Annotated in this window: 17 protein-coding genes; 9 read left to right on the top strand and 8 right to left on the bottom strand. The window is 71.4% G+C overall.

Annotated features, from left to right (window positions below):
- Window positions 1–10 precede the first annotated feature (10 nt).
- The 4 genes from AB1046_RS03620 to AB1046_RS03605 all read right to left on the bottom strand — a co-directional run bounded on the left by AB1046_RS03620 (window position 11) and on the right by AB1046_RS03605 (window position 4,115).
- Window positions 11–418 carry a RidA family protein gene (locus AB1046_RS03620; RefSeq protein ID WP_369372438.1) on the bottom strand — a complete coding sequence of 136 codons (408 nt, stop codon included), beginning with the start codon at window positions 416–418 and terminating at the stop codon, window positions 11–13.
- A 78-nt stretch (window positions 419–496) separates the two neighbouring features.
- Window positions 497–778 (bottom strand): hypothetical protein, encoded by a 282-nt coding sequence (locus AB1046_RS03615; protein WP_369372437.1) that lies wholly within the window; start codon window positions 776–778, stop codon window positions 497–499.
- Between the two features lie 26 nt (window positions 779–804).
- Window positions 805–3,123 carry a heavy metal translocating P-type ATPase gene (locus tag AB1046_RS03610; RefSeq protein ID WP_369372436.1) on the bottom strand — a complete coding sequence of 773 codons (2,319 nt, stop codon included), beginning with the start codon at window positions 3,121–3,123 and terminating at the stop codon, window positions 805–807.
- Window positions 3,123–4,115 (bottom strand): heavy-metal-associated domain-containing protein, encoded by a 993-nt coding sequence (locus AB1046_RS03605; RefSeq protein WP_369372435.1) that lies wholly within the window; start codon window positions 4,113–4,115, stop codon window positions 3,123–3,125. The genes AB1046_RS03610 and AB1046_RS03605 overlap by 1 nt, the downstream gene beginning before the upstream one ends.
- Before the next feature lie 118 nt (window positions 4,116–4,233).
- Here AB1046_RS03605 and AB1046_RS03600 point away from each other — a divergent pair, with 118 nt between their 5' ends.
- Window positions 4,234–4,548: a hypothetical protein gene (locus AB1046_RS03600; protein ID WP_369372434.1), complete on the top strand. Its 315-nt coding sequence runs from the start codon at window positions 4,234–4,236 to the stop codon at window positions 4,546–4,548.
- Between the two features lie 172 nt (window positions 4,549–4,720).
- The gene (locus AB1046_RS03595; protein WP_369372433.1) at window positions 4,721–10,789 is read left to right on the top strand and encodes an Ig-like domain-containing protein; all 6,069 of its coding nucleotides are present in this window, start codon (window positions 4,721–4,723) and stop codon (window positions 10,787–10,789) included.
- Between the two features lie 75 nt (window positions 10,790–10,864).
- On the opposite strand, the gene AB1046_RS03590 is transcribed toward AB1046_RS03595, so the two are convergent.
- Entirely contained in the window at window positions 10,865–14,086 is a 3,222-nt protein-coding gene (locus AB1046_RS03590; RefSeq protein WP_369372432.1) for an efflux RND transporter permease subunit, read from the bottom strand.
- Window positions 14,087–14,225: 139 nt separating this feature from the next.
- Between AB1046_RS03590 and AB1046_RS03585 the strand changes: the two genes are divergently transcribed.
- Window positions 14,226–14,675 carry a MarR family winged helix-turn-helix transcriptional regulator gene (locus AB1046_RS03585; RefSeq protein WP_369372431.1) on the top strand — a complete coding sequence of 150 codons (450 nt, stop codon included), beginning with the start codon at window positions 14,226–14,228 and terminating at the stop codon, window positions 14,673–14,675.
- 81 nt (window positions 14,676–14,756) lie between these two features.
- Here the strand turns inward: AB1046_RS03585 and AB1046_RS03580 are convergent, their stop codons facing one another.
- Window positions 14,757–16,040 (bottom strand): sensor histidine kinase, encoded by a 1,284-nt coding sequence (locus AB1046_RS03580; RefSeq protein WP_369372430.1) that lies wholly within the window; start codon window positions 16,038–16,040, stop codon window positions 14,757–14,759.
- Complete coding sequence (locus AB1046_RS03575) at window positions 16,037–16,753, bottom strand: response regulator transcription factor (RefSeq protein WP_369372429.1); 717 nt, start codon at window positions 16,751–16,753, stop codon at window positions 16,037–16,039. Before AB1046_RS03575 ends, AB1046_RS03580 begins: the two co-directional genes overlap by 4 nt.
- Window positions 16,754–16,867: 114 nt before the next feature.
- On the opposite strand from AB1046_RS03575, the gene AB1046_RS03570 reads away from it, so the two are divergent.
- From AB1046_RS03570 to AB1046_RS03545, 6 genes are all read left to right on the top strand, one after another.
- On the top strand, window positions 16,868–17,914 hold the full coding sequence (locus AB1046_RS03570) for an AAA family ATPase (protein WP_369372428.1): 1,047 nt from the start codon (window positions 16,868–16,870) through the stop codon (window positions 17,912–17,914).
- On the top strand, window positions 17,911–18,828 hold the full coding sequence (locus tag AB1046_RS03565) for a DUF58 domain-containing protein (RefSeq protein ID WP_369372427.1): 918 nt from the start codon (window positions 17,911–17,913) through the stop codon (window positions 18,826–18,828). The genes AB1046_RS03570 and AB1046_RS03565 overlap by 4 nt, the downstream gene beginning before the upstream one ends.
- Entirely contained in the window at window positions 18,825–19,853 is a 1,029-nt protein-coding gene (locus tag AB1046_RS03560) for a VWA domain-containing protein (RefSeq protein WP_369372426.1), read from the top strand. Before AB1046_RS03565 ends, AB1046_RS03560 begins: the two co-directional genes overlap by 4 nt.
- Window positions 19,854–20,191: 338 nt before the next feature.
- A complete protein-coding gene (locus AB1046_RS03555) occupies window positions 20,192–21,001 on the top strand; it encodes a S1C family serine protease (RefSeq protein ID WP_369372425.1) in 810 nt (269 codons plus the stop codon).
- Window positions 21,002–21,114: 113 nt separating this feature from the next.
- Window positions 21,115–21,606 carry a beta-class carbonic anhydrase gene (locus AB1046_RS03550; protein WP_369372424.1) on the top strand — a complete coding sequence of 164 codons (492 nt, stop codon included), beginning with the start codon at window positions 21,115–21,117 and terminating at the stop codon, window positions 21,604–21,606.
- 129 nt (window positions 21,607–21,735) lie between these two features.
- Window positions 21,736–22,896: an epoxide hydrolase family protein gene (locus AB1046_RS03545; protein ID WP_369372423.1), complete on the top strand. Its 1,161-nt coding sequence runs from the start codon at window positions 21,736–21,738 to the stop codon at window positions 22,894–22,896.
- A gap of 19 nt (window positions 22,897–22,915) precedes the next feature.
- Here AB1046_RS03545 and AB1046_RS03540 read toward each other — a convergent pair whose 3' ends face one another.
- The gene (locus AB1046_RS03540; protein ID WP_369372422.1) at window positions 22,916–24,133 is read right to left on the bottom strand and encodes an FAD-dependent oxidoreductase; all 1,218 of its coding nucleotides are present in this window, start codon (window positions 24,131–24,133) and stop codon (window positions 22,916–22,918) included.
- Window positions 24,134–24,162: the final 29 nt, after the last annotated feature.

The following is a 24,162-nucleotide window of genomic DNA, read 5'->3' as shown; positions in this document are numbered from 1 at the left end:
GGACTATGACTCAGCGCACCACGGCGGCGATCGCGCTCACCTCGATGAGCGCGCCGGGCACGCCCAGCCCGGCGACCCGCGCCCCGAGCACCAGCGGCGGCTCGTCGGAGGCCAGCATCGGCGCGATCGCCCCGTACGCCGCCGCGAGATCGACGCCGTCGACGAACAGGACGGTCCATTGCACGACGTCGCCGAAGGTGGCGTCGGCCGCAGCGAGCGCGACCTTGGCGTTCTCCAGCGTGCGCACGGCCTGGAGGGCCACGTCGCCCTCACCGACGAGCGAGCCGCCCGCGTCGACGGCGTTCTGACCGCCGACGTAGATGGTGGTCGCACCGGGCGGCACGATGGCGACGTGGCTGAAGGCCGGGCTCGAGACGAGCCCGTCTGGACGAAGACGTTGTACTCGTAGAGGTTCCATACCCCGATGCTTACAGGTACCACTGACACGAGCACCCGGCGCACCTCAGGGGTGCGCCGGGTGCTCGTGAGCGCCGGGTCAGGCCGCGGTCGCGTACCTGGCGGGGTCGGCGTCGAACGGGGCCTCGCAGGCCGCGCAGCAGAGCCAGTACCGCTGGCCCTCGTAGTCGCGGAACAGGCCCTTGGCCTCGGCGTCAGCCTTCACCACCGTGCTGCCGCGCATGACCGGGCACTCCGCGATCTCGTCGGCCGGCGGGCCGAGCAGGTCAAGGCCGTGGTCACCTGTCCCGGCCGTGTGGGTGTGGCCGTCGTGCGAGTGGCCGTCGTGCGAGTGCTCGTCGTGCGAGTGGTCGTGTCCCATGTGGATCCATTCGTCAGTGAGAGGGGTCAGGCGTCCTGCAGCGTCCGGGCGGCGTGTCCCGACGGCGCGGGCGCCTCGTCGTCCGCCGTCCGGCTCGCGAACGAGCGCAGGCGGAGGCTGTTGCCGACGACGAAGACGCTGGAGAACGCCATCGCCGCGCCGGCGAGCATGGGGTTGAGCAGGCCGAGGGCCGCCAGCGGGATCGCCGCGACGTTGTAGCCGAAGGCCCAGAACAGGTTGGTGCGGATGGTGCCGAGCGTCTTGCGGGACAGCCGGATGGCGTCTGCGGCCGACCTCAGGTCCCCGCGGACCAGGGTGATGTCCGCCGCCTCGATCGCGGCGTCCGTGCCCGTACCCATCGCGAGGCCGAGGTCCGCCTGCGCGAGCGCTGGGGCGTCGTTCACGCCGTCGCCGACCATGGCGACGACCTTGCCCTCCGCCTGCAGCGCGGCGATCACGTCGGCCTTGTCCTGCGGCAGCACCTCCGCGATGACCCGGGCGATGCCCACCTCGGCGGCCACCTGCTCCGCCACCGCCCGGTTGTCGCCGGTCAGGAGCACCGGCGTCAGACCGAGCGCGACGAGCTGGGCGACGGCGTCCGCGCTGGTGGGCTTGACCTGGTCGGCGACGACGAGCAGACCGCGCGCCTGCCCGTCCCAGCCGACGGCGACCACCGTCCTACCCTCAACCTCAGCCTGAACCTTAGCCTCGGCCAGGTCGGCCGACAGGTGCTGGGACCAGTCGGCGAGCAGGGACTCCCGGCCGACGACGACGGCGTGCCCGTCGACGATCCCCTGCACGCCCGTGCCCAGGATGCTCTGGAACGACTCCGGGGTGGGCAGCGTCCCGACCTGCTGCGTGGCGGCCTTGGCGATCGCCTGCGCGATCGGGTGCTCGGAGGCGTCCTCCAGGGCGCCTGCGAGCCGGAGCACCTCGTCCCGGGTGGTGCTGCCGTCCGCGACGACGTCGAGGAGGGTCATCCGGCCGGTCGTGACGGTGCCCGTCTTGTCCAGCACGATGGTGTCGACCTTGCGCGTGGACTCCAGCACCTCGGGACCCTTGATGAGGATGCCCAGCTGCGCGCCCCGCCCCGTGCCGACCAGCAGCGCGGTCGGTGTGGCCAGCCCCAGCGCGCAGGGGCAGGCGATGATCAGCACGGCAACGGCGGCGGTCAGCGCCGCGGTCGCCGGGAAGCCCGCGCCGAGCCAGACGCCGAGGGTACCGACGGCGATCGCGATCACGATCGGCACGAACACCCCGGAGACCCGGTCAGCGAGGCGCTGGATCTCGGCCTTGCCCGACTGGGCGTCCTCGACGAGCCGCGCGATCCGCGCGAGCTGGGTGCCCGAGCCGACCTCCGTGGCGCGCACGACCAGCCGGCCGCCGGAGTTCACCGTCGCTCCGGCCACGGTGTCGCCGACGCCGACCTCCACCGGGACCGACTCCCCCGTCAGCATCGACGCGTCGACCGCGGAGGAGCCGGTGACCACCACGCCGTCGGTGGCGATCTTCTCCCCCGGGCGCACGACGAACTCGTCGCCTACCGCGAGGCTCCCCACCGGGACTCGGGTCTCGACGCCGTGCCGCAGCACCGCGACGTCCTTCGCGCCCAGCTCCAGGAGCGCCCGCAGCGCGGCGCCGGACCGGCGCTTGGACCGCTTCTCGAAGTAGCGCCCGGCCAGCACGAACATCGTGACGCCCGCGGCGACCTCGAGGTAGATGTTGCCCGCGCCGTCGGACGGCGCAACGGTCAGCTCGAACCCGTGCGTCATCCCCGGCTCCCCCGCCGTGCCGAGGAACAGTGCGTACAGGGACCAGCCGAACGCGGCCAGCACACCGAGCGAGACCAGGGTGTCCATGGTCGCCGCACCGTGCCGCAGGTTGGTCCACGCCGCCTTGTGGAACGGCCACGCGCCCCACAGGACCACCGGGGCCGCGAGCGTGAGGGACACCCACTGCCAGAAGGTGAACTGCCACGCGGGGACCATCGCAAGCACGATCACCGGGACGGTGAGCACTATCGACGTGATCAGCCGGTCGCGCAGCGCCGCGAGCTCCAGGTCCCGCGGGTCGACGGCGTCGGAGTCCTGCCCGGCGGCCTCGGGCGCAGGTAGGACCGCCGTGTAACCGGTCTTCTCCACCTCTGCGACCAGCGCGGTCACGTCGTACCCGGCGGGCGTCGTGACCGTCGCCTTCTCGGTGGCGTAGTTGACGGTAGCGGTCACCCCGTCGAGGCGGTTGAGCTTCTTCTCGATCCGCATGGCGCACGACGCGCAGGTCATGCCGCCGATCTCGAGGTCGACAGTGGCTTGTGGCTCGTCGGTCCGGGACGTGGTGTCGGACATCAGGCCCCCCTTGTGGTGTCCAGGACGAAGGGCGCGGTGCGCACTTCGCCGTCGATCTTGAAGTCGAGGTACAGCAGGTACCGCCCCGGCGTTGGCGCCTCGGTCATGAAGGTGATGTCCGGGCCCGACGTCGATCCAGGCTCCGGCTCGGCACCCTCCGGGTGCACGTGCAGGTAGGCCAGGTCACCCTCGCGCAGCGCGACGAGGTGCCCGTAGGCCCCGAGGTACGGCTCCAGCCCGGTGACCGGCTCGCCGTCCTTCGTGACGGTGACGGTCAGCATCGAGTCGCCGCTCGCGCTCAGGTCCCCGGTGAGCGTAGCGGTGTAGCCGTCGATCGTGGCGGCGGTGGACTCCGATGTCGCGGGCTGCGAGGAGACGTCGCCGGCGACGTCGACCGTGCGGCTGAGCGTCACGTTCTGGCCGGTCGCCTCGGGGACGAGGTCGGCGAACACCCGGTAGCTACCGGCGTCGTCCCAGGTCCACGGCAGCGACCAGACGCCGTCGGCGGACATCGTCGGGTGGACGTGCCGGAACAGCGCGCCGTCGGAGCGCACGACGATCAGGTGCAGCTCCTTGTCGTGCTCGGTCTCGAACCGGGTCACGGCAGCGCCGTCGGGCGATGTGATCGAGAACGAGAGCGTCCCTGCCTCGTCGACCTCGTCCGGAGCACGCACCGGGCTCAGGAGCAGGCCGTCCTGCTCCAGCGAGAGCCCGCGGACCGGCGTCGGCTCGCTGCCGCCGTGCACCTCGTCCCCTTCACCCATGCCCGCCATGCCGTCGGAACCGGCCGGCTCGTCCGCGTGGTCGGCGTCGTCCGACTCGACTGCCGACCAGGCGGCGACCGAGCTCTCGGGCACCACTGCCCCGGCGACGACGAACGCAGCGGCGAACAGCGCCGCGAGCCCCGCGCCGTACAGGCCGAGCCGCGCGGGGGCGTTCATACGACCCGACCCACGCCGGGCACCGGGACCTCGTTCGACGTCATCGCGCATCCTTCCGCTCCTGGGCTGGTTTACCCCTAGGGGGTAACGACACGCGCCACCATATACCCCCAGGGAGTATCGCGGTCAAGTCGGGCACCCGCAGACCAGCGCCCGCTACGGTTCCGGCATGTCCTTCGTCTTCGATCTCATCCCCGCAGCGATCTTCGTCATCCTCGTGCTGCTCATGATCACCGTGACCGGCAACCTGCGTTCCGCGACACGGACCGCCGAGCGGGTCGAACGGAAGCTGGACCTGGTGATCAAGCACCTCGGCATCACGGGTGCGGCGGCCGACGGGATCCCGTCCGACATCCTCGCCGAGATCGACCGGTGCGTCTGGTCGGACCGACGTGCCGAGGCGATCAAGCTGTACCGCGAGGCGACCGGGCACACGGCCGTCGAGGCCAAGGCGTGGATCGATCAGCGTTCGGCGTCCTACTGATCGCGGGCTGTCCTACTGGTGGCGGATACCCAGGCTGACCAGCGGCATGGGTAGTCCTGCCCATCGCATTTTCGGCGACAGTTCGCCCTGCCCTCGTTAGGGTGAATCAGTCGCGCCTGTGGGGCTGTCCGGGCGGACAAGTCTTTGGTGAAGTGATGAAAGAGGATGACGCATGAGCTTTGCCTCGCGCCTGTTCGCGAACCGTCGGTCGATCGTGTCTGCCGGCGTGGTGACCCTCTTCGCTGCGGGGCTGGTGACGTTTGCCCTGCTGTACGACGGCGAGGCGACCGCCGATGTTGAGCTGAACGACTCCGGTGTGTGGGTGACGCAGACGGCGTCGGGCCAGCTCGGCCGGTTCAACTACGAGGCGCGGGCGCTGGACGGCGTGCTCCTGGCGGGCGCGGCAAGCTTCGATGTCGAGCAGAATGCGCAGCGGGTCCTGCTGGACAACACGGGTGATTACTCGGCCAGTGCTGTGAATCCCGCGCACCTGTCCCTGGGCGGGCTGATGCAGTTCCCGGCGGGGGCGAAGGTTGCTGCCGGTGGTGCGACCACCGCGGTGTACGACCCGGAGACGGGTCTCGCCTGGGTGATCCCGTTCGACTCGGCGGCCTTTGACGAGAAGGAGCTCAAGCCGACGATCAAGGCCGGCAAGGGCGGCAAGCTCACGGTCGGCACCGACGGCACCGTCTACCTCGCCGTGCCGCAGGACCACACCCTGTACACGGTCAAGACCGGAGCACAGGGTGTGGCGCAGGGCGTCGAGGAGTCGTCGCTGCCCCTGAGCCCGACCGCAGAGGTGCAGATCTCCGCCGTCGGGGACGAGCCGGTGGTGCTGGACCAGTCCACGGGAAACCTGATCCTGCCCGGCGGAAAGTCGGTCGAGGTCGCGGACGGCGCGCAGGGCATGCTGCAGCAGCCGTCCGACGACGCGGACAACGTGCTGATCGCCACCACCAAGGGTCTGGTCACCCAGCCGCTGGGCGGTGGGCAGAGCACGCTCTGGTCGGTGGACGGCGGGTCGTCCGGCAGCGTGTCGGCTCCGGTGCAGCTCAACGGGTGCAGCTATGGCGCATGGTCCGGGTCGGGGCGGGTCGTCCGGAACTGCGCGGTGGAGGGCAACGACTTCAACCAGGTCCTGGAGGGCGTGGACGCCTCCATGAAGCTGGAATACCGGGTCAACCGGGACGTGATCGTGCTCAACGACGTCGCCAACGGTTCGATGTGGATGGCGCCGGACAAGTTCCAGCTCGTGGACGACTGGAAAGTGACGCGGCCTGCGAACGGCAAGGGAAAGAAGGACGACTCCGAGGAGGCCACCCCGGAGCAGGTCGACCATCTTGTTGCCGACCGGAACAAGGTCAACCGGCCTCCGGTGCCGAAGGAGGACACGTTCGGTGTGCGCGCGGGCCGCACCACCGTGCTGAACGTGCTGGGCAACGACATGGACCCGGACGGCGACGTGATGACGGCGTCGGTCAAGACCGCCCCCGAGGGCGACCTCAGCGTGGACCGGGTGCTGGACGGTGCGGCGCTGCAGGTCGACGTACCGGCGGACGCGACAGGTTCGGTGACGTTCCAGTACGAGGTCGACGACGGCCGGGAGAACGGCACCGCCACCGCGAAGGTGCGGGTCCACGTGGTCCCGGACGAGGAGAACAACCAGCCCGAGCAGCCGGCTGAGCCGGTGCTGCGGGTCGGCCAGGATGGGCTGGCCAGCATCAAGGTGCTGCCCTACTTCAAGGACCCGGACGGGGACGACCTGTACCTGACCAACGCGTCCACCACCGACCCGCAGGACGAGGTGCGGTTCCGCCCGGACGGCACCATCGAGTTCCGCGACGGCGGCACGACCACCGGCCGCAAGATCGTGGACATCACCGTCTCCGACTCCCTGTACCTGCCCGCCGAGGGCCGGCTGCTGATCGACGTCGTCGCCAACAACGTGCCACCCGTTGCGGTACAGGACCATGTCAGCGTCCTCGCCGGCCAGCCGGTCACGGTGCGGCCGCTGGCGAACGACTACGACGCCAACGAGGACGAGCTCAGCCTGGTCGGCGTGCCCGAGGTACCGGGGGCGACGATCGTGACCAACACGACGGCGAAGACCCTCCAGTTCCAGAGCGACGAACCCGGCTCGTACGACGTCGTCTACCGGATCACGGACGGTCCCAGCGAGCCGGTGAACGGCCTGGTGCGAGTCGACGTCAGGGAACCGGTCGAGGAGACAGCGCCACCGGTCGCGGTCTCGGACCAGGTGCTGCTCCCCGCCGGCGGTTCCGCCCTGGTGGACGTCCTGGCCAACGACACCGACCCCGCCGGGGGTGTGCTCGTGGTACAGAGCGTGGACGTGCCGTCCAACTCGCCGGTGAACGTGTCGGTGCTGAACCACCAGATCCTGAAGGTCTCCGAGGTCAAGCGGCTCGGAGGGCCGGTGACCCTGACCTACCGGGTCGCGAACGGCAGCACCGCGGTAACCGGTCAGGTGCGGGTGGTGCCGATCCCGACCTCGGAGCAGCTGCGCCCGCCAGAGGCGGGTCCGGACGTGGCCACCGTGCGCGTCGGTGACGTGGTCACCATCCCGGTGCTGAAGAACGACACCCACCCCGACGGGTCGGCGATGCACGTGACCGACGAGCTGCAGGAGGCGCCGCCGGCTTCGGCTGGCGAGGCGTTCGTCTCGGAGGACACGGTCCGGTTCCGCGCGGGTGACGAGGCCGATACGGTCAAGGCGGTGTATGAGGTGGAGGACGCCAACGGGCAGAAGGACTCCGCACTGATCACGATCCACGTGCTGGACAAGCCGGAGAACGGGGCCCCGCAGCTGCCCGACGTCGAGGCGCGGGTGCTGGCCGAGGGCATCGTGCGGATACCGCTGCCGCTGGACGGTACGGACCCGGACGGTGACTACGTGACGTTGAGCTCGATTGCCAGCGCCCCGTCGCAGGGCACCGCCACCATCGTGGACGGTTTCATCGACTACCAGGCCGCCGAGGGGAGCTCCGGGCTGGACAGCTTCACCTATCAGGTGATCGATACCCGTGGCGCGCCCGGGCTGGGCACGGTGCGGGTCGGGATCGCGGCGAAGCCGGCGTCGAACCAGGACCCGCAGGCGGTGGACGACGAGACCACGGTGCGGCCGGGTCGCACGGTCGCGATCCCCGCGCTGGAGAACGACACGGACCCGGACGGGGACCAGATCGGCCTGGTCGCCAAGGGCTTCGAGGGCACCGAGGAGATCACCCCGAAGGCCGTGGAGGACAACGTGGTCGTCACCGCGCCCACCGAGGAGAAGGCGTACTCCTTCTACTACGGCATCCAGGACACCTACAAGGCCGACGCGTCCGGTGCGGTCACGGTGAACGTCGACGCGAACGCGCCGCTGCTGCGCCCGATCGCGCACGACGACGTGGTCACCGCCGACGATGTCCGCGGCGCGACGAGCGTGACGGTGGGCGTCCTGGAGAACGACGTGGACCCGGACGGGGTCGCCGCCGACCTGCAGATCAGCGTGGACGAGGGCCTGGAGGGGGTCGAGGTCACCGAGTCGGGCGGTATCAAGGTGGAGCTCGCCGAGAAGGCGCGGGTCATCACCTACACCGTGACCGACATGGACAACAAGGAGGCCAAGGCGTTCGTGCGGGCGCCGGGTGACGAGTCCCGGCCGCACATCAAGCCGGGCCTGGACCCGCTCAAGGCGTTCAGCGGCGAGCCCCTGACGATCGACCTCGCCAAGTACGTGGTGGTCCGGGAGGGCCGGGAACCGCAGATCACGGCGGAGGACACGGTCAAGGCGTTGGAGGGCCGCGCGCAGGTCCCCGACGCCGGCACGATCATCTACACCTCGGCGGACGACTACGCAGGCGCGGCGTCCGTCAGCTTTGAGGTGACCGACAGCACCGGGGCCGACGACGCGGAGGCCCTGACCTCGGTCCTGACCCTGCCGATCGAGGTGACCCCCTCCAAGAACCTGCCGCCGAAGATCACCGGTACCCCGGTGCTGCAGGTCGCTGCCGGGGAGCAGGCCGAGGTGGACCTGTCCCGGTACATCAAGGACCCCGACAAGGATCCCCTGACGATCGAGGTCACCGGTGGGGACGGCATCATGACGCAGGTCTCCGGGGCCACGGTCACCGGCGAGGCCGAACCAGCCATCCCCAAGGGCACCTTCGTGCCGCTTCCCATGACGGTCTCAGACGGGAAGAACCCCGCCGTGGAGACCACGCTCACCGTCGAGGTCGTCAGGTCCACCCGCGCGATGGCCAAGACCGTGCCCGACGTCGTCCCGGATGCGCACCAGGGCGAGGCGAGCACCATCCCCGTGCTGGCCAACGACACCAACCCCTTCCCGGAGAGGTCGCCGCTCCGGGTGGTCGACGCGCAGCGCGACAGCGGCCAGGGCCAGGTGACGTTCGACGAGTCCAACGTCATAGTCACCCCGGACCCCGACTTCACCGGTGTCATGACGGTGCGCTACCGGGTGCAGGACGCGACCAAGGACCCCGACCGCGAGGTGGACGGGACCGTGAAGCTGACCGTGCTGGGCAAGCCCGACGCGCCTCGTGCCCCGCGTGTCGAGGAGGTGCGCTCCGGGACCGTGGTGCTGTCCTGGGACCAGCCCAACAACAACGGCGCCGACATCACCAGCTACACCCTGCGGACGGACAAGGGGCAAGAGCACAAGTGCGCCACGACCACCTGCACGTTCGACGGTCTGCAGAACAACGTGACCTACACGTTCACCGTGGTCGCGACCAACGAGGTGGACGACTCGGAGCCCTCACCGGCCTCGCGTGAGGCGCGCCCGGACGAGAAGCCGGACAAGCCCGCGCCACCCACGCTGAAGTTCGGCGACAGCACGCTGACCGTGTCGTGGAAGAACAAGACCTACACCGACCGGTCCGCGATCGAGTGCGTCAACCTGGAGATCAGCCCGGCCCCGACCGCCGGCCCGATCCAGAAGGCGTGCGAGACCAGCAGCCCGATCACCTGGACCGGGCTGGAGAACGGCACCGCCTACACCGTGCGGGTCCAGGCCAAGAACGAGGCGGAGACCCCCTCGGACTGGTCCGACCCCTCAGCCCCCGAGACCCCGGCCGCCCCACCGGCCGCACCGGCCGCGCCCACCGCGACCCGTGTGAGCCACTTCGACGGCGGCCAGATCAACGTGAGCTGGAACGAGCCGGCCAACAACGGCGACTCGATCGACAAGTACTGGCTGGGCGTCTACACCGGCGGTGAGCTCGTCAGGGCCATCGACACCACCACGACGTCCAAGAGGGTCGAGGATCTCGATCCGGGTTCGTCGTACACCTTCAAGGTCCGGGGGGTGAACAAGGCGGGTCACGGGGACGGCAGCCCGTTCTCCAACGCGGTGGAGCCGTTCGGCACGCCGGCTATCCCGGGCAAGCCCACGGCGTCGCTCAATTCCAGCAACACCGACGGCCGGGCCGACGTCCGGTGGGCCAAGTCCGCGAACTTCCGCGGGACGGGCGGCTACTACGAGGTCCTCGCGAGCAACGGGGACGTCAAGAACGCCGGCGGCGACCTGTTCACGACGATGACCGGTCTGAGCAACGGGACGGCGTACACCTTCCAGGTCCGCGCCTGCAACAGCGGCGCCTGCTCGGATTACACCGATTTCTCCAATGCGGTGACACCGTACGGCCGGCCGCACGAGCCGGACATCACCGCTACCGGGGGTTACAACCAGGTCACCTTCAGCTGGAACGCCGGCCCCGAGAACGGTAGGCCCAACACGATCGACGTCTACGGCGCGGTCGAGAGCGCGGCCGTCAGCGGCACCGACCAGGATGCCGCCAACCCGGGCGAGTCCAAGACCGCGTGCATCAAGGTGACGTCCGCGGGCGGTACGAGCGAGAAGTGCGTCACCGCCTCGGCGCTGAACCCGAGGGTGTGGCTGACCGAAGGCGGCGATGCCAGCTGCGCCCGGTGCAAGTACTGGGTCGTGAACTGGGAGGGCTTCGACACGGGCAACCACGAGGTGGCCTGCTGGGCGGGCGACACTTCGCGCGAAGGGGGCCCGAGGGAGTGGCACGACATCCACGAGCCGCACGCCGAGTCGTGGGGAGGCAGCGACAGGTACCCGATGAACGGTGCAGCCGGTAGGCGACAGCTCTCCTGCTACATGGGCTCGCAATACAACGGGTTGGAAGTCGGCTTCATGGCCGGCACCGACGCCAGCCACAAGCTGTACGGGGTCACGACGTGGAACAGCTGACGAACTGCTGACACCGAGGCGCAGTCGGGCCTGCCGAGACTCCGGTCTCGACAGGCCCGATGTGCGTCCCGGACGCTATGTCGCGCTGTCCGCCGCCAGCCGCTGAGCCACCCGCGCCGCCTCGACGGCCCTGAGCTGAGCCTTCTCGGCCCGGCGGGCGGCACGGGCGGCGCGCTTCGGGGTGCGCCCCTCCGACCGCCGCTCGAACAGCGTGTAGATCACGGGCACCACGTACAGCGTCAGCAGGGTCGAGGACACGAGCCCGCCGATCACGACCAGCGCCAGCGGCTGGGAGATGAACGCCCCGCCACCGGTCAGGCCGAACGCCATCGGCGTCAGCGCGAGGATGGTCGCGGCCGCCGTCATCACGATGGGCCGCAGTCGCTGGCGCGCCCCCTCCCGCACTGCCTCCTCCAGCGGGCGGCCGTCCGCCCGGTACTGGTTGATCAGGTCGATCAGCACGATCGCGTTGGAGACCACGATGCCCACCAGCATCAGGACGCCGATCAGGGCCGCGACGTCGAGCGGCGTGCCGGTCAGCAGCAGCGCGAGCAGCGCGCCCGTCGCCGCGAAGGGCACCGAGACCAGCAGGATCAGCGGCTGCCCGACGCTCCGGAACGTCGCCACCATCACCAGGTAGACGATCAGGATCGCCGCCAGCAGCGCCAGGCCCAGGTCGGCGAACGCGTCGGCCTGGTCGGACGCCACGCCGCCCATGGTCACCTCGGCGCCGTTGGGCAGGTCCAGCGAGTCGATCTCGTCGGTCAGCGCCACGGTCAGCGAACCCAGGTCCTGCCCGGCGGGCGTTACCGCCACCGTGGCGCTCCGCTCGCCGTCCACCCGCGTGACCGACGCCGGGGCCGACACGGACTCGACGGTCACGAGGTCGCTCAGCGGGACTAGGCCGGCCGCCGTCGGCACCTGGATGTCCTCGATCTCGGCGGTCGTGGCCGGCACGTCAGCCGCGACGACCACGTCGAGCGGCGCGCCGTCCAGGTCCACGGTGCCGATGCTCGACTCGTTCATCGCGCCGGCCAGGAGCCCGGAGACCGCGGCCTCCGTGAGCCCGGCCTCGGCCGCGGCGTCCCGGTCAACCGTCACCTGCACCGTGGACTGCTCGGCGGCGAGGTTGTTCGTCACGTCCTGGACGGTGTCGAGGTCGGCCACGGCCTCCTCGACGGTGCTCGCAGCGGCGGCCAGACCGTCGGCGTCGGGCGCGGTGACCACGAGGTCCACGGTGGAGCTGGCGAACCCGGAGTCACCGGCGGCCACGGTCACCTCGCCCGCCAGGTCGGCGGCGTCGAGCGCTTCGCTCACCTCGTCCTGCACGGCCTCGCCGTCGGCGTCGTCGTCGAGCGTCAGCGCGAACGACGCGCTGCTGCTGCCCCCGCCCCCGCCGAACGCGGCGGCGAACCCGTCGCCGGACCCGACGGTGGTCTGCACCGTCACGACGCCGTCGACGCCGGCCAGGACATCCTCGACCTCGACGGCCGCCTCGTCCTGAGCCTCCAGCGACGTGCCCGGCTCGAACTCCTGCGTCACCGAGAGCGTGTCCTGCCCCGAGGCCCCGATGAAGTTGGTCTCCATGCGCGGCACGAGCGCCAGGGTCCCGCCCAGCAGGGCGATCGCGACGATCAGCGTGACCGCGGGGTGGCGCAGCGAGGCGGAAAGCGACGGCACGTAGGCGCGCTGCCAGACGCCGCGGCGCTCCTTGAGCTCGGCGGCCTCCCGCAGGGCAGCGCCGTCGTCGGCCGAGACCGGGGACTTGATGAACCAGTACGCCAGCACCGGCACGACCACCAGCGCCACGACCAGGGACGCACCCATGGCGATGGCGACGGTGACGGCGAAGGGCTGGAACAGCTCGCCGGCCATGCCGCCCACGAGCGCGATGGGCGCGAACACCGCGACGGTGCAGACCGTCGAGGCCGTGATGGCGGCGCCCACCTCGCGCACGGCAGTGACTATCGCGTCCACCCGGTCCTCGCCGTACGAGAGGTGTCGTTTGATGTTCTCGATCACGACTATGGAGTCGTCGACGATGCGCCCGATCGAGATGGTCATGGCCGCGAGCGTGAGGATGTTCAGCGTGTAGCCGGTCAGGTTCATCACCGCGAACGTCACCGCCAGCGACAGCGGGATCGAGATGGCGGAGACCAGCGTGGCTCGGATGGAGGCCAGGAACACCAGGATCACGAGCACCGCGAACAGCAGGCCGAGCCCGCCCTCCGTCGTCAGGCCCTCGATGGACTCCTCGATGAACGGCGCCTGGTCGAACGTGACGGCGGTGCTGACGCCGTCGTCGTCGAGCTCTTCGCGCACGTCGGCGAGCACGTCCTGCACGGCGTGCGAGACGTCGACGGTGTTGCCGTCCGGCGTCTTGGTCAGGGCGATGGCGAGCGACGGCTCGCCGTCCAGACGGGAGAAGGAGGTGGGCGGCACGTCCTGCACGCTCACCTCCGCGACATCGCCCAGGTGGACGACGGCGGCGGGCCCCGCCTCCGCGTCCGGAGCCGTCGGGGCCCCGGGGACGGCGCCCGCGCCGCCGGACGGAGCCGCCGACGGGACGATCGGCAGCGCCTCGAGCTCCTCGACGGTGCTGACGGACGTGCCGACCTGCACGCTGCTCGTCTCGCCGTCCTCGGTGACGGCGCCCACGGGCGTGACCGTGCCGTTGTCCTGCAGCAGCGACGAGAGCTCCGCGGCCGTGAGGCCGGCCGCGGCGAGCTGTTCCGTGTCGGGCTCGATCACCACCTGGCGTTCGGTGGTCCCGGTCACGGTGACGTCGCGGACCTCCGCGATGCCCGACAGCTCGGGCACGAGGACGGAGTCGATGGCGTCGGAAAGCTCCTGCTCGGTGCCGTCGCCGGAGACCGCGAGCTGCACCACCGGCAGGTCGTCGAGGGAGCCGGCCATGACCTGGGGCTCTACACCCTCCGGCAGGTCCTGGACGGTCGCGAGCGCCGAGGTCACCTCCTGCTCGACCTCGTCGACGTCCGTGCCGTACTCAAGCTCGACGGTGGTCATCGAGATGCCCGTGGAGACCGTCGAGGTCACGCTGGTGACGCCGTCGATGCTCTGGACCGCGGTCTCGATCGGGTCCGTGACCCGATCCGCGACGATCTCGGGTGCGGTGCCCGGGTCGGCGGCCGTCACCGCGACCATGGGCACGTTCAGCGACGGGATGAGCTCCTGGCGGAGCTGCCCCATGCTGTAGATGCCGACGAGGAAGACGGCGATCGTCGCGAGCGCGACCACCGCACGGTTCGCGAGCGACATACGGGCAAGACGAGACACAACTGCCTCCAGCTCTGGGGGTTACGCCGGGTGCCACGACTCCTTCGGCGCAGTATTTTGCCTAACGCAAAGGATCTCCCCCCGGTTCCGGCCCCGCAACTGCGTTACCGAGCGGTGACCTGGCCACTAAGGTCTCCCCGTGACCGACGAGAATCGCGACCAGCTCCTGGCGGAGCTCGCAGACGTGCACCACCAGCTCGGCGAGGCGTTCTTCGCCTCGCGCCTGCGCCCCCTGCTCGAGACCGACCTGACGGTTCAGCAGCTCCGGGCGCTGGCGCTCGTACAGGTGGACCGCGAGTCGACGCCGCAGCGGCTGGCCGAGGCGCTCGGTGTCTCCCCCGCCACCGTGTCCGGGATCCTCGACCGGCTCAACGCCGCCGGCATGACTCGGCGCACCCCCGACCCGGCTGACGGCCGCGTTCGGCGCGTGACCAGCACCGACAAGGGCAGCGAGGCGATCCGGCGCCTCGTCGCCCACGACGACGAGCTGCCGCCGGACCTGCTCGCCCTGCTCGACGTCGACGACCTGAGCGCCCTCACCCGCGGCATGCGCGCGCTGCTGGAGGCCGCGCGCAAGCTCACGCCGTAGGCGTCGGGGCTGACGACGTAGCCGTCCGGGCTGACGACGTAGCCGTCCGGGCTGACGACGTAGCCGTCCGGGCCGAGGGCGTCAGGCTCCGGACACCAGCGGGTCGCCGGACGGCGGGAGGTCGCCCCGGCTGGTCGCGCGGTCCAGGGTGCGGTCCGGGAGCCAGATGGTGAAGGTGCTGCCCCCCGGCCCGTGGTCCGTGTGCAGCAGGTGCCCGTCGTGGCCCTCGGCGACCTGCCGGGCGATCGCCAGGCCCAGCCCGGAGCCACCCGGGCGACCCTCCGGCCCCGCCGTCGGGCCCGGGCCGTCCCCGTTCTCGCCGCGGTAGAACCGGTCGAAGATCCGGTCCCTGGCGTCGGGTGGCACACCCGGACCCTCGTCGGCGACGGCCACCCAGGCCCAGCCCCGCCGGCTGCCCACACCCACCGTGATCACGCTGTCCGCGGGCGCCAGCCGCACCGCGTTGGACAGCAGGTTGTCGACGGCGCGGGCCAGCGCGTTCATGTCGCCGTAGGCGACCGGGCCGGGATGGATCCGCTCGACGATGCGCACACCGCGCCGCTCGGCGACCGCCCGGTTCTCCCGGACCGCACCCTCGGCCAGGGCGGCGAGGTCGACCTCCCGGTCGGTGAAGGCCTCCGACCGGAACCGTGCGGTGGCCAGCAGGTCCTCCAGCAGGCGGGACATCCGGCTGGTGGCGCCGAGCACGGCGGCGGTCGCCTCGGCGCGCTGCGCCCGGTCCGCCTGCTCGTTGCCGAGCACCGCCTCCACGTTCGCCTGCACCACCATCACCGGGTTGCGCAGCTCGTGGGACACGTCCTCGATCAGGCGCCGCTCGGCGGTGAACGCCCGGTCGAGGCGGTCGAGCATCCCGTCGATGGTGTCGGCCAGGGTGCGCAGCTCGTCGCGCGGGCCGGTCGCCCCGATACGGCGGGACAGGTCGGTAGCCCCGATCTCCTGGGCGGTGCGGGTGATGGCCTCGACGGGCCGCAGCGCCCGCCCGGAGACCCACCAGCCGACGGCGATGCTGAGCAGGAACATCACGGCGAGCGCGAGCGCCGAGTAGTCACGCAGGGTGTGCAGCGCCGCGTAGTTCACGGCGTGCTGCACGCTGTCGAAGTCCGCGGCCTGGAACTGCTCGCCCGGCTTGTAGCCGAAGCTGCCGTCGGGTTCCTTCTCGATCCGCTTGACCGTGACCGGGTCCAGCGGCTTGGCCACGATGGTCCGCGACAGGGCGAAGTAGACGCCCGCGAGGATCAGTGCGGTGATGCCGAACAGCGTCGCCGAGTAGGTCAGCGCCAGCCTGATCCGTACCGTCCTCGCCCAGCCAGGGACCGCCCATCGGGTCGGCCACCAACGGGTCATGCGGGTACGCCCTCGACGGACGCGGGCAGCTCGCGCAGCCGGTAGCCGCGGCCGATGACGGTCTCCAGCGCGGCTTCCTCGCCCTCCACGGTCAGCTTGCGCCGCAGCGTGCCGACGGTGACCCGGACGGTCTGCGTGAACGGGTCGGCGTTCTCGTCCCACACGTGCTCGAGCAGCTCTTCGGCGGGCACCACGTAGGCGGGCCGGTTCATCAGGTAGCGCAGCACCGCGAACTCCTTGCGGGTCAGCGCGAGCTCCCGGGTGCCGCGCCAGGCGAGCTGCCGCGCGGCGTCGAGCCGGATCGGGCCGTGGGCGAGCACCGCGGTCACCTCGCGGGCCTCGCGGCGCAGCAGGGCCCGGATCCGGGCGGTCAGCTCGATGATCGCGAACGGCTTGACCAGGTAGTCGTCGGCCCCCACGTCCAGGCCCGTCACCCGGTCGGTCAGGCGGCCCCGCGCGGTCAGCATGAGGATGCGCGGCGGCTCACCCTCGGCCAGCGGGACCTGCCCGGCACGGATCTCCCGGGTCAGGTCGAAGCCCGTCCCGTCGGGGAGGGTCACGTCCAGCAGCACGAGGTCGTACGGGTTCAGGCTCAGCTTCTCCCGGGCCTGGGCACACGTACCTGCCTGGTCGACGGCGTAGCCCTCGCGGCGCAACGCCACCTGCAGGGCACTCACCAGACCAGCCTCGTCCTCCACTATCAGCAGCCGCACAGCAGCACCGTAACCGCCCCGGGCCCCGGCTTGCAGATCCTGGCCGCACACCTTTCGCTCGGCTTTCGCTCTGGTTTCCTGCAATTTTCTTAACCATCGGGTGAAGTCTCAGCCATGGACGACCACAGGCCAGCCACCCAGGACATCCCCGCCGTCGCCACCCACGCGCCTCTACGGCCGCCCGCCGCGCTGCTCGAACGAGCCCTGTTCGAGGTCAAGCGAGTCATCGTCGGGCAGGACCACATGGTCGAACGGATCACGGTCGGGTTGCTCGCACGCGGCCACGTGCTGCTCGAAGGTGTGCCGGGCGTCGCCAAGACCCTCGCCGTGCGCACCCTGGCCGCGGTGGCCGGCGGCTCGTTCACCCGCCTCCAGTTCACCCCGGACCTGATGCCGTCCGACATCGTCGGCACCCGGGTCTGGAAGCCGTCGCGCGAGGAGTTCGACGTCGAGCTCGGCCCGGTGTTCGCCAACCTCGTCCTGGCCGACGAGATCAACCGTGCCCCGGCCAAGGTCCAGTCCGCCCTGCTGGAGGCCATGGCCGAGCAGCAGATCAGCATCGGCGGGCGCACCTACGCGCTGCCCGACCCGTTCCTCGTGCTGGCCACCCAGAACCCGATCGAGAACGACGGCGTCTACGCCCTGCCGGAGGCCCAGCGGGACCGGTTCCTGCTCAAGGTGGACGTCGACCACGCCGACGAGCTGGAGGAGCTGACGATCGTGCAGCGCATGAGCGTCGCTCCCCCGACCGTCGAGCCGCTGCTCGACCCGGCGACGGTCCGCCAGCTCCAGCAGGAGGCCGACCAGGTGTTCGTCCACCACGCCGTCGCGCAGTACGCAGTGGCCCTGGTCATGGCCACGCGCCGGCCGCACCAGTACGGCCTGCACAACCTCGACGGCGTCCTTGAGTACGGCGTCAGTGCGCGCGGCAGCCTCGGCCTGATCTCAGCGGGACGCGCGCTGGCCCTCATGCGCGGACGGGACTACGTGCTGCCGGCCGACCTGGTCGACCTGGCCGGTGACGTGCTGGCCCACCGGCTCGTCCTCTCGTTCGACGCGGCAGCCGACGGCATCGACCCCCGGACCGTCATCGACGCCGTCCTGACCGCCGTGCCCCAGCCGCGCGTGGCCCCGGCGGAGGAGGAGGTGCTGGTGCGATGAACGACTCGGCGCGCCGGTTCCGCCGCCTCGAGCTCACGGTCCGGCGCCGCGTCGACGGGCTGCTGCAGGGCGACAGCGACGGGCACGCCCTCGGACCCGGCACGGACCCCGAGGAGCTCACGCTGTACCAGCCGGGCCAGGACGTGCGCCGCATCGACTGGAACGTCACGGCGCGCACCGGCGAGGGGCACCTGTGGCGCACGCGCGCCCAGCACGAGCTGGACACCTGGCTCCTGATCGACCGCAGCCCGAGCATGGCGTTCGGCACCGCGGAGACCGAGAAGGTGGACGTCGCCGAGCAGGTGGCGGCCGCCGTCGCCCTGCTCACCGCCGCACCCGGCAACCGCGTGGGCATCGGCCTGCTCGACGACGCCGGCCTGCGCTGGATCTCGCCCCGCCCAGGGCGCGCCGCCGCCGTCACGCTGTCCCGGCTCGCCGCCGCCGGGCGCGAAGGCAGCCCGGAGGTCCCGCTCTCAACGGCCCTGCGCGGCCTCGGCGCGCGCGCCCGACGCCGGGGCCTGTGCGTCGTCGTGACCGACCTCGTCGGTCCGGACGGCGGCGTCGAGCGCCCCTTCGAGTGGGAGGAACCTCTGCGCCGGCTGACCGCCCGGCACGACGTGATAGTCGTCGAGGTGGACGACCCGCGCGAGCAGGAGCTGCCCGACGTCGGCGAGGTGGTCTTCGTCGACCCCGAGACCGGGCGGCAGCGCGAGGTCTCCACGTCCGACCCCGAGCTGCGGCTCGCCTACGCCGTCGTCGCCGCCCGCCACCGCGACGAGACCGCCGCCGCCGTACGCGCCTGCCGCGCCGAGCACCTGCGCGTGAGCACCGACCAGGACTGGGCGGCGGTGCTCGCCCGGTTCGTCCGGGACCGGCGCCGCGCCCCCGTACGACGTCCCCGGAGGACAAAGTGACCTTCACCAGCCCCCTGATCCTGCTCGCGCTCGTCCCGGTCGCCGCGCTCGCCGTCGCCTACGTGCTGCTGCAGCGGCGCCGCACCCGCTACGCCGTGCGCTTCGCGACCCTGCCGATGCTCGACCGTGTAGCCCCCACCCGGCCCCGCTGGCGCCGCCACCTGGCCACAGGGCTGGTCCTGCTCGCGCTCGCCGTGTTCGCCACCGCGGCCGCCGGGCCGCAGATGGACCTGCGGGTCCCGTACGAACGCGCGACGGTCATCATCGCCATCGACGTCTCGGGCTCGATGGAGGCCCAGGACGTGGCCCCCGACCGGATCACCGCCGCAAAGCTGGCAGCGGTCCAGTTCGTCCGCGAGCTCCCGGAGACCGTCCAGGTCGGGGCGGTCGCCTTCGCCAGCGACGCCAGCGTGGTCACACCCGTGACGGCCGACCGCGAGCTCGTCGTCCGCTCCATCGAGGCCCTGCAGGCGCGCGGCGGCACCGCCATCGGCGAGGCCGTGTTCGCCTCCGCGGAGGAGGTGGTCCGGCAGGCGTCCGCCGAGGAGGCGGCGTCGGACGACGGTTCGCCCAGCGGGACGGACGCGCAGAACCCGGCGGAGACGGAGGGCACTGAAGACACCGAGGACGCCGTGTCGATCCCGGCCCGGCTGGTCCTGCTCTCCGACGGGTTCAACACCGCGGGCCGCAGCCCCGCGGAGTCCGCGCAGGCGGCGCTGGAGGCCGAGATGCCGGTCTCCACCATCGCCTACGGCACCCCCGGGGGCGTCATCAGCAACGGCGTGAGCACCCAGTCGGTACCCGCCGACGACGAGTCCCTGCGCACGCTCGCCGAGGACACCGGCGGCCACTTCTACCGGGCCGAGAGCGGCGCCGAGCTGGACCAGGTCTACGAGGACATCGGCTCCTCGATCGGCTGGCGCACCGAGACCACCCTCGTCACCACGCCGCTGGTCCTGCTGGGCCTGGCGCTCGCGATCGTCGCCACCGCGCTGTCCCTGCGCTGGTTCTCCCGGCTGGTCTGACCCGAGTTCTAAGGAGCCTTGCCTTGCAGAACCCCGCCCCGCGTCCGAATGGTCTGCCGAGTGGTCCCGTCCCTCGTGGGGACGGTCTGATAGACGGTATCGGCGACGTTCCTGGAGCCAGTCCTGGAGCCGGCCCTGGAGCTGGCCCTGGAGTTGGCCCTGGAGCTGGTCCCGGCGCCGATCTCGGTCCCGGTCTGGGCCGGCCCGCCGGGCCGCGCCGGTTTGTCCTCGGTGAGCCGGCCACGCCGCCGCCGGCGCCCCCCGCGCCCGGCCGCAGCCGGCTGATCCCGCCAGTAGCCCCGGCCTCGGGCGGCCCTGCGCCGGCCAGTCCTACGCTCGTGGGCCCCGCGCTCGTGGGCCCCCGCAGCAGGTTCGCGCCGCCGCCGGTGTTCGGGCCGACGTCGTCGGGCACTGAGGCTCCGCCCGACCCCGCGCCCCGCAGGGCGCGGCCCCTGCTGACCCTGGCCACCGCCCTGGCGCTCGGCGCGCTGGTCGGTTCGGCCACGACGGGTGTGGTGACGGGCCTGAGCCTCGCCCAGCAGGACGCGCCGGCACCAGTGGTCGCGGACCTGGGCGGCGCGACCACGGCGAGCGCCGCCGAGCGGGTGCTGCCCAGCGTCGTGCAGGTCCGGGCCGGGAACCGTGGCGGGTCGGGGGTGATCATCGACGGGAGCCACGTGGTCACCAACGGGCACGTGGTGGTCGGCACCGAGAGTGTCGAGCTCCTGCTGGGTGACGGGAGCTCCGTGGTCGGGCAGGTGCTTGGTGCGGACGAGCGCAACGACATAGCGGTCATCGAGGCCGACCTCGGCACGACCCCGGCGGCGGCCCTGGACACCAGCGGGGCGCTGCAGATCGGCCAGCCGGTGATCGCCGTCGGGTCGCCGCTCGGACTGACCGGCAGCGTGACGGCGGGCGTGGTCAGCGCCGTCGACCGCGCCTCCGAGAACTATCCCGGGCCGATGATCCAGACCGACGCGTCGATCAACCAGGGCAACTCCGGCGGGCCGCTGGTCGATCTGCGCGGACAGGTGGTCGGGATCAACACGGCCATCGCCACCGTCGGCGGCTCCGGCAGCATCGGCATCGGGTTCGCGGTGCCGATCGACCGGGCGGCCGAGGTCGCCGAGCGCATCATCGCCGGCTGACGCCGGTTCGATCTCAACAGGCAAGACAGCGCTGGCAACTGCAGCTTCAGATCGCGATGGAGGTTTATGGTCCGCGCACCATTTCCCGCTCCATCCGATCGGAGAAGTCGAGAATGAGCACCACGGACGAGCTACTGAAGAACAACGAGGCCTACGCGGCCCAGTTCACGGGGCCGCTCCCCCTCCCCCCGAGCAAGCACCTGGCGGTCGTCGCGTGCATGGACGCACGGCTCGACGTCTACCGGATCCTCGGCCTCAACGAGGGCGAGTCGCACGTGATCCGCAACGCGGGCGGCGTCATCACCGAGGACGAGATCAGGTCCCTGGCGATCAGCCAGCGCCTGCTGGGCACGGAAGAGATCATCCTGATCCACCACACCGACTGCGGGATGGTGACGTTCACGGACGACCAGTTCAAGCAGTCGATCCTCGACGAGACCGGGCTGCGGCCCACGTGGGCGGCTGAGGCGTTCCCGGACGCGCACGCCGACGTCAAGCAGTCGCTCCAGCGCATCGTGAACAACCCGTTCATCCCCAAGAAGGACTCCGTGCGCGGGTTCGTGTTCGATGTCGCGACAGGTGCGCTCGAGGAGGTCGCGGCCTAGGACCGTGGGCTGCCGACCTGGCGGTAGACGACGGTGATCGTGGCCCGGTCGGGTTCGCCCGCAGGCGAACCCGACCGATGCCACACCGACCCCACGACGACCGGGCCCGGCGCGCATAGGGTGAGCCCCGTGCCGGACACCCCTCTCATCCCCGAGCCGTTCGTCCCGCAGACAGCCCCCGAGGCGATCGAGGATCTCCGCGCCCGGCTGCGGGCGACCCGCTGGCCCGACGCTCCCGAGGACGTCGGGTGGTCCCTGGGCACCGACATCGACTACCTCAGGGGACTTGTCGCGTACTGGGCCGACGGGTTCGACTGGCCGGCCCAGGAGGCTGCCCTCGCCCGGCTCCCCCGGTTCCGCGCAGGGGTGGGCGGGCTCGGGATCCACTTCGTGCACGCCCGCGCCGTCTCTTTGCCGTCCCAACCGGTGGTCCCCCTGGTCCTCTGCCACGGCTGGCCGGACTCGTTCTGGCGGTACTCGAAGGTCGTCTCCCTCCTGACGGACCCGGGCGCGCACGGCGCCGACCCAGCCGACGCGTTCGACGTCGTCGTCCCCGACATGCCGGGGTTCGGGTATTCCGATCCCCCGGCCGGCGCGCCACTGAACTCCGTCGCCGTCGCGGGGCTGTGGGCCTCCCTGATGAGCATCCTCGGCTACGAGCGGTTCGGCGCCGCCGGCGGGGACCTGGGCAGCCATGTGAGCCGGTACCTCGCGCTCGACCACCCGGACCGGGTGGCGGCGGTCCACCGCACGGACGGCGGGCTGCCAGTGTTCGCCGGGGACCCGGCCACCCTGACCGCCGGGGAGCGGGCCTGGTTCGCCGAGACCGCGACCTGGAGCGCCACCGAGGGCGCCTACGGCGCACTGCATCGCACCAAGCCGCAGACGCTCGCCGCCGGGCTCAACGACTCGCCCGCCGGGCTGGCCGCGTGGATAGTCGAGAAGCTGCATGCCTGGAGCGACGGCGGTATCGACAGCTACACCAGGGACGAGGTCCTGACCCTCCTGTCGATCTACTGGTTCACCGGGACCATCGGCTCGTCGATGCGGATGTATCACGCGAACGCGGCGATCTCCGCCCGGCAGCTCACGCGCCGGGTCGAGGTGCCGTCGGGGTTCTCGCTGTTCGCCGGCGACGTCGTCCGCCCGCCGCGGGCCTGGCTCGAACGCACCGCCAACGCCGTGCGCGTGACGGAGCCGGAACGGGGCGGGCACTTCGCCGCGTTCGAGGAGCCCGAGCTGTACGCGCAGGAGCTGCGGGAGTTCTTCCGCCCGTACCGGCGCCCGTAGCCGAGAAGCGACTCGCCCGTCATCGGACCAGCGCGCCCTCGATCCGCTCGTTCCAGTCGATGTGGTGCTCGTAGATCCACCCGCTCGGATCGTTGCCCGTGCGGGCCATGTGCTTCATACCGAACCGCATGATGAGGTCTCGTGGCGCCGCCGCCAGCGGGTGGAGCGCCTTCCACCCACCCGTGCGTCGGCCCTGCTCGACGACGCGATCGACGCGGTCCCGGCGCAGCGCCTCGTAGGTCGCGAACGCGGACCCGACGTCATGCCGGTCACGCAGGCACTTGGCCAGCACCACGGCGTCCTCGATCGCCATGCCCGCACCCTGCCCGATCGAGGGCGCCGTGGCGTGCGCGGCGTCCCCGATGATGATCATCCGGTCGTTGTGCCAGACCGGCACCGACGGAAGGTCGTAGGTGTTCCAGCCGGCGAAGATCTGCTCGGTGGCACCGATGATGTCCGCTGCCGGCCCCCGGTCGTCCCGGAACAGCTCGACCAGCCGACGGCGCCACTCCGCCGGGCTGATCGCGGCCAGCTCCGCCTGGGTCGGCTCGGCCGGGCTGGGCGGGTTCGCCACCCACCACACCTCGCCGTCCGGGTGCGGCGTGAAGGCGAAGAAGCACCGCCTGCCGAAGATCGCGTTCATCATTCCCGGCTCGCTGTCGACCGAGATGCCGCGGGCATATCCGCCCGTGTTCAGCAGGCCGTTGTACCGCGCTCCGGGCGCGTCCGGCGCGATGATCTCGCGGGTGCGCGACCGCAGCCCGTCGGCGCCGATCAGCAGGTCCCCCTCGGCGGTGGTGCCGTCCGCGAACTGCGCCACCACACCGCCGTCGGACACCTGCGCCTGGACCAGGCGCTTGCCGTGCTCGAAGCGCACCCCGTGCCGGAGCGCCTCGTCGCGGAGCCTGCGGTACAGGTCAGCGCGCTTCACCGTCCGGCTCGTAATGCCGCCACCGGCCTCCGCCGCCCCGGTGCCGTAGGGCAGCTCGCCGAGCGTCCGGCCGGAGCCGCTCGTGATCGTGATGCTCGGGGTGTCGAACCCGAGCCCACGGACGTCGACGTCGACCGCCCGCAGCGCGTCGAGCGCGTTCACCGCGAGCGTCAGGTAGACGCCCGCATGGTCCGCCGTCCGGTCGTAGGCCTCGTAGACGACCGCCTCGATACCCGCCCTGTGCAGGGCGATCGCGCACGTCGTCCCGGAGATGCCGCCGCCGACCACCATCGCTGTGTATGTCATACACGGGAGCGTATGGCATACACTCCGAA

Source organism: Promicromonospora sp. Populi (genome assembly GCF_041081105.1).
In the GTDB taxonomy this organism is placed as follows: domain Bacteria; phylum Actinomycetota; class Actinomycetes; order Actinomycetales; family Cellulomonadaceae; genus Promicromonospora.
Note: the sequence above shows the minus strand (reverse complement) of the source record. Positions and strands in the feature narration are given on the sequence as shown.